Raw genomic sequence first — 6,653 nt, 5'->3', positions numbered from 1 at the left:
CTAGGAGCGTGTCTCAGTAACGACGCGACGAGAGCTTCCGGTACGCGAACGCGCCTGGCGGTTGTCAGGGGCTCCCTGACAACCCAGGGTGTCAGGGAGCCCCTGACATCCTGGGAGTGCGCTATGAGGGTCTGTTGCGTTGGGGGAAGGCGGGGCATGGTTGACCCTGCCGAACGGGTGATCAGATCGCGAGGGTGAGCTCGGTGAACGCGGCTGTCAGCCGTGCGTGCGGGTCGGTGTCGATCCCGAGTTCGTAGTGGCCGCGGCGGATGTTCTGGACGAAGGCATGCCCTGCGCTGATCGTCTGGGCGGAGCGCAGCCGTTTCAGTCCGCGCATCGGGCGGAGCCCGGCTTTCAACCGGCTGTGATCGGATTCGATCCGGTTGTTCTCCCGCGCGGCATCCACGTGACAGGCTTCGGGTACCAGCTTGTCGAGGATCCGCGGGTAAACGGCGGCCTTGTCGGTGGTGACCTCGACCGGCCGGCGGCCGTGAGACAGCGCCGCGGTGAAGAACCGGCGTGCCGCAGCCTGGTCGCGCCGTGCGCTGGCGAGGACGTCGATGACCTGCCCGTGCTGGTCAACCGCCCTGTACAGGTACGTCCACCGGCCGGCGACCTTGACATACGTCTCGTCGACGAACCACCTGTCCCCGGGCAGGTGCCGGCACGGCCGGGCCGCCTCCACCAGCAAGGGCGTGAAGCGCTGCACCCACCGGTAGACCGTGACGTGGTCGACCTCGGGGCCGCGTTCGGCGAGCAGCTCCTCGACGTCCCGGTAGGACAGGGCGTACCGCAGGTACCAGCGGACAGCGAGGACAATCACCTCAGGTGGGAACCGAAACCCCGCGAACTCCGATGTCGGGACCGGTGGACAGGCACGCCGTCGACGCATCACACGATCATGACCGATCGACAGCCGCGGGACAGCAGACTCCGCCGATGCAACAGAGCCGGCGCGCTCGCGCGGCACGTGGTTGGTCACGGCGCAGGGCGCGCCTCATCGCGTCGCTGCGTTCTCGGGTATGTCGACGGGTCCACCATTGATCTCAACGAATTGTCTTTGGAGGATCAACGCGCTTAGGGGCTGTTGTGCCGCGTGCCTCTCCGGTGGCTCTGGGTGGCGGGGTTAGACTCCGACCGGCGGGCCGTTGTGGGCGAGAGGGGACTGGGATGCCGACGGATTCTTTTGTTCACCTCCATGTGCACACTGAGTATTCGATGCTGGACGGTGCGGCGAAAACGGGCCTGCTTTTCAAGGAAGCGGCGAAGCTGGGGATGCCGGCCGTCGGGATGACCGACCACGGTAACATGTTCGGTGCCTACGAATTTTATCAGGGTGCGAAGTCCGCCGGTGTCAAGCCGGTCATTGGGATCGAGGCGTACCTGGCGCCCGAGTCGCGCCACCACAAGCGGCCTGTCCTGTGGGGGGAACGCTCGCAGCGCGACGTCGACCCTGCGGGTGAGGGCGGTGACGTGTCCGGTGGCGGCGCCTACACCCACATGACGATGCTCGCAGCCAACGCCGCCGGGCTGCGCAACCTGTTCCGGCTGTCGTCGATCGCGTCGATCGAGGGCTACTACCGCAAGCCGCGGATGGACCACGAGCTGGTCTCCCAGTACTCCGAAGGGATCATCGCGACCACGGGCTGTCCGTCAGGTGAGGTGCAGACCCGGCTTCGTCTGGGCCAGTTCGACAAGGCGCTCGCGGCAGCGGCCACCTACCAGGAGGTCTTCGGCGCGGACAACTTCTTCCTGGAGTTGATGGATCACGGTTTGCCGATCGAGCGCAGCGTCCGCCAGGGGCTGCTCGACATCGGCAAGCGGCTGGGACTCCGCCCGTTGGCCACGAACGACTCGCACTATGTGACCGAGGACCAGGCGGGCAGCCACGAGGTGCTGCTGTGCGTCGGCACCGGTAAAAAACTCGACGATCCGACCCGTTTCAAATTCGACGGATCGGGATATTATCTCAAGTCTTCGGAGGAAATGCGCAACTTGTGGGACAGTGAGGTCCCCGGGGCCTGCGACAGCTCTCTGCTTATCGCCGAGCGCGTCGAGTCCTACGACGATGTTTTCAAGTTTGTGGACCGGATGCCGCGCTACCCTGTCCCCGCGGGTGAGACGCAGCTGTCCTGGCTGCGCAAGGAAATCGACCGCGGACTGACGTGGCGCTTCCCTGCGGGCGTGCCCGCCGATGTGGTCGAGCGCGTCGACTACGAGGTCGGCGTGATCGACAAGATGGGTTTCCCGGCTTACTTCCTGGTCGTCGCCGACATCTGCAAGTTCGCGAGAGATCGGGGCATCGGGCTGGGTCCGGGGCGTGGATCGGCGACCGGGTCGATGATCGCCTACATCCTGGGTATAACCGAGCTGAACCCGATCAAGCACGCGCTGATCTTCGAGCGGTTCCTCAACCCGGAGCGGATCAGCCCGCCGGATATCGACCTGGACTTCGACGAACGTCGACGCGGTGAGGTGATCCGCTACATCACCGAGCAGTACGGCGAGGACCGCGTCGCGCAGATCAACACCTTCGGCACCATCAAGGCCAAGGCCGCGATCAAGGACTCGTGCCGGGTGCTGGGTTACGACTACGCCCTCGGTGACAAGATCTCAAAGGCGATGCCGCCGGATGTGATGGGCCAGGGCATCCCGCTGGCCGGGATCTTCGACCCGAACCATGAGCGGTACGGTGAGGCCGCCGAGGTCCGGGCCCAGTACGAGACCGACACCAAGGTTCGGAAGGTCATCGACACCGCGCGGGGGCTGGAGGGGCTCACCCGCGGCACTGGTGTCCACGCCGCCGGGGTCATCCTGTGCTCGGAGCCGCTGCTGGATGTCCTGCCGATCCATCGCCGGGACAACGACGGCGCGATCATCACCGGCTTCCCGTTTCCTCAGTGCGAGGAGATGGGCCTGCTCAAGATGGACTGCCTCGGGCTGCGGAACCTCACCGTCATCGGTGACGCGATCGAAGCCGTCAAGCGCAACCGCGGCGTCGACATCGACCTGTCCACCCTCCCGTTGGAGGACGCCAAGACGTACGAGCTGCTGGCCCGCGGGGACACGCTCGGGGTGTTCCAGCTCGACGGCGGGCCGATGCGGAACCTGCTGCGCCTGATGGCACCGACGAAGTTCGGCGACATCGCCGCCGTGCTCGCGCTCTACCGGCCCGGACCGATGGCGGCCAACAGCCACATCGAGTACGCAGACCGCAAGAACGGCCGCAAGGAGATCCTCCCGATCCATCCCGAGCTCGCCGAGGCGCTGGAGCCCATCCTCGGCGAGACCTACCATCTGGTGGTCTACCAGGAGCAGGTCATGGCCATCGCCCGGGAGCTGGCCGGCTACAGCCTTGGCGGCGCCGACCTGCTGCGCCGCGCGATGGGTAAGAAGAAGAAGGAGATCCTGGACAAGGAGTTCGCTCGGTTCTCCGCCGGGATGAAGGAGAGGGGCTACACCGACGCGGCGGTCCAGGCGCTGTGGGACGTACTCGTCCCGTTCTCCGGCTACGGGTTCAACAAGTCCCACACCGCCGGGTACGGCGTCGTGTCGTTCTGGACGGCCTACCTCAAGGCCAACTACCCGGCCGAGTTCATGGCGGCGCTGCTGACGTCCGTCGGTGACGACAAGGACAAGATGGCGGTGTACCTGGCGGAGACCCGCCGGATGGGTATCCAGGTCCTGCCCCCCGACGTCAACGAGTCGGACCTGCGGTTCGGTGCGGTCGGGGACTCGATCCGCTTCGGCCTGGGGGCCGTCCGTAATGTTGGGGAGAACGTCGTCGCCTCGATAGCCGCGGCCCGGCGGAGGAAGGGCGCGTATGAGTCGTTCGCCGACTTCCTGCAGAAGGTCGACATCGGGGTGTGCAACAAGCGCACCATCGACTCGCTGATCAAGGCCGGGGCGTTCGACTCGCTGGGCCATCACCGCCGGGTGCTGGTCAACGTGCACGAGAACGCGATCGACGCGGTGATCATCACGAAGCGGGCCGAGGCCATCGGCCAGTTCGACCTGTTCGGCGACGGGGGCGCCGGCAAGGAGGAGGAGAGCCCGGCGCTAGGACTCGACCTGGACCTGTCCGGCCCCGAATGGCCGAAGAAGGAGCTGCTGGCCCAGGAACGCGACATGCTCGGCCTGTACGTGTCCTCGCATCCGCTGGAGGGTGCCGAGCGGGCGCTGGATCGCCACCGCGACACCCGGATCGTCGACCTCGCCGAGGCCAGCGACGGGACGACCGTACAGATCGCCGGTATCATCAGCAAGATCGATAAGCGGATCAACAAGAACACCGCCAAAGCGTGGGCGATCGTGACCGTCGAGGATCTCGACGCCTCCGTCGAGGTGGTGTTCTTCCCCCAGTCCTACGAGGTCCATTCGTACGCGCTCGTGACCGACGCGGTCATCTCGGTGCGGGGCAGGATCAACGAGCGGGAGGGGTCGGTCTCGCTGTTCGCCCAGGACCTGACGGTGGTCGATGTCGCGACGCACGTGAACGGACCGCTGGTCGTCATCACTCTGCCGTCACACAAGATCACACCACCGCTGGTCGATGACCTCAAACTCGTCCTGACGACCCATCCCGGGACAACTCCGGTGCACCTGCGTCTCGAAGGCCCGCAGAACACGCATCTGCTCCTGCTCGAACTCCAGGTGCAGGCGAGTAGTTCGCTGCTCGGGGACCTCAAGGCCCTGCTGGGTGCCCGAGCGGTCACCGTATGAGCGACCCGTCGCCGGAGGCGGGACAGCCTGCCGAGGTTGTGGGGTGCCAGAAGTCGGCTTGGGCCCGTGAGCTGGGCTGACGCGCTGACGCGGTGGAGCGGGCTGCCGGCATGATGGTCAGCTGTGTCCATCCGCCTGCTCTATCTGGTCTTCGTGCGGGTGTGTGGCTGGCTGGTTCGGCGCTGTTGCGTTACGGGGAAGCTGGGCATGCCAGCGGCCGGTGTGGCTGCCTGTTAGACGGCGGCGGCGGCGGCGAGCTCAGCGAACGCGGCTGCCAGCCTCATCTGCCGGTTGCTGTCGATCCCGAGTTCGTAGTGGCCGCGGCGGATGTTCTGGACCAAGGCGCGTGCGGAATGACCGGGCGCCGGTGACACGCATCGGCGTGTGGAAACTGACAGTGTCGCGGACGGTGAACGCGTGCAGCTCGGCGAATACCTGACGCAGGTGCTCCACCGCACGCAGCCCGCCCGCATGACCGCCGTAGGAGACGAAACCCACGGGCTTCGCCTGCCACTCGGTGTATTTCGCGGATCTGCAGGATCCGCTCTCGCGCCGGGTAGGTGCCCGGAACGGCTCTGTTGCATCGGCGGAGTCCGCTGTCCGGAGGCCGCCGATCAGTCATGATCGAGTGATGCGTCGACGTCGCGTCCGTCCACCGGTTCCGACAATCGACGTCCTCGCCAGCACCTGCCGCGACCAGCCCGCTGCCCGCGGTTTCTTCACCCGCGCGCTGACACATGGTCGGCGACCGGCCGAGGTCACGACCGACAAGGCCTCGGTCTACCCGAGGATTCTCGACGAGCTGCTGCCCGAGGCCTGCCACGTCGACGCCCCTCGGGAGAACAACCGGATCGAAGCCGACCATGGCCGGTTGAAAGCACGGCTCCGGCCGATGCGCGGGCTGAAACGCCTCCGGTCGGTCCAGACGATCAGTTCCGGGCATGCTCTGGTCCAGAACATCCGCCGCGGCCACTACGAACTCGGGATCGACAGCAACCGGCAGATGAGGCTGGCAGCCGCGTTCGCTGAGCTCGCCGCCGCCGTCTGACAGGCAGCCACACCGGCCGCTGGCATGCTCAGCTTCCCCGTAACGCAACAGTGCCTGGCGATCGTCCGTAAGCGACGGCGTCGATGAACGGCCCAGCAGGTTGTCGAGTCCGCTGGCCAGTCGTGGCCGCGTCAGGTAGGCCGCTGTCCGCTGTGCAGGAGGCTCGCGGCGGGTCAGGGGGCGCCGACCGAGGCGATGGTGTCCTGGTAGACGTACCGGACCTTGCCCCGGGGGCGTACAACGTTCGCCTTGGCGAGTGCGTCCCAAGCGCGACGGACGTGCTTGTCGCGGGCCAGGCCGAGCGTCTGACCGTACACGTCGACGATGCGGGGAAGGAGTGGGACTGGGTGTTTCTCGGAGGCGAGCAGACGGAGGTTGTTCGAGATCTCGGCCACCCACTCCCGCCCCAGTCTCTCTGCTTCATCTGCGGCCTGCTGCTCGGGCGACGGGAGGAGCTCGTCGAGGGTGAGTTGCCCCTGTCGCCGGTCTTCATCCTCGGCGAGCTCCTCGCCTCGGCAGGCTGCCCTCCAGTCGGCATTGGCCCCGGAAGCGGCCTCGTTGAACTTCCAGGTCGCGACCGGGCGTTGGTAAAACAGCACCAGGATGAACAGCGGAAGGTGGTGCGGCTTCCGGCGGATCGGAACGCAGAAGGCGCCATGCCCGGTCTGCGCCCGGACTTTCTTGCGGAACTCGTCAACGACGGCGAGGGCGTCCTGGCTCGCGGTGAGAGTCGACCCGCCACCTCGAGAGTCGAGGTAGATCTCGCGCCACCAGTCGCCTCCGAAGAAGCGATCAAGACGTGTGAGGGCTGCCTCCTGGTCAGGGTTACGTGCCTTGTTCGTGAGGAGCCCACCCCGTCGCTGGACGAGCTCGACATTGAGCC

Annotated in this window: 3 protein-coding genes and 3 pseudogenes; 2 read left to right on the top strand and 4 right to left on the bottom strand. The window is 66.4% G+C overall.

The genetic code is table 11. From position 1 onward, the window contains the following. Positions 1-181: 181 nt before the first annotated feature. Positions 182-892: an IS6 family transposase gene (locus AC08OX_RS13360; protein ID WP_476608118.1), complete on the bottom strand. Its 711-nt coding sequence runs from the start codon at positions 890-892 to the stop codon at positions 182-184. A 278-nt stretch (positions 893-1,170) separates the two neighbouring features. Between AC08OX_RS13360 and dnaE the strand changes: the two genes are divergently transcribed. Next, positions 1,171-4,722, top strand: coding sequence for a DNA polymerase III subunit alpha (gene dnaE / locus AC08OX_RS13355; RefSeq protein ID WP_476608117.1), 3,552 nt, complete (start codon positions 1,171-1,173; stop codon positions 4,720-4,722). A 233-nt stretch (positions 4,723-4,955) separates the two neighbouring features. Here dnaE and AC08OX_RS13350 read toward each other — a convergent pair. Together AC08OX_RS13350 and AC08OX_RS13345 are read right to left on the bottom strand one after the other, a co-directional pair. Then, positions 4,956-5,075: pseudogene (locus AC08OX_RS13350) on the bottom strand (IS6 family transposase); the annotation flags it as partial. A 31-nt stretch (positions 5,076-5,106) separates the two neighbouring features. Further along, positions 5,107-5,241 (bottom strand): annotated as a pseudogene (locus AC08OX_RS13345) (NADPH-dependent FMN reductase); the annotation flags it as partial. A gap of 148 nt (positions 5,242-5,389) precedes the next feature. On the opposite strand from AC08OX_RS13345, the pseudogene AC08OX_RS13340 reads away from it, so the two are divergent. Then, a pseudogene (locus tag AC08OX_RS13340) lies at positions 5,390-5,770 on the top strand (DDE-type integrase/transposase/recombinase); the annotation flags it as partial. Positions 5,771-5,943: 173 nt separating this feature from the next. Here the strand turns inward: AC08OX_RS13340 and AC08OX_RS13335 are convergent. Beyond that, a partial coding sequence (locus AC08OX_RS13335) for a hypothetical protein (protein ID WP_476608116.1) occupies positions 5,944-6,653 on the bottom strand: 710 nt, incomplete at its 5' end.

The sequence above is a fragment of the Frankia sp. CoBUL1 genome (genome assembly GCF_978021245.1).
This window is presented reverse-complemented; position numbering and strand designations above follow the sequence as displayed.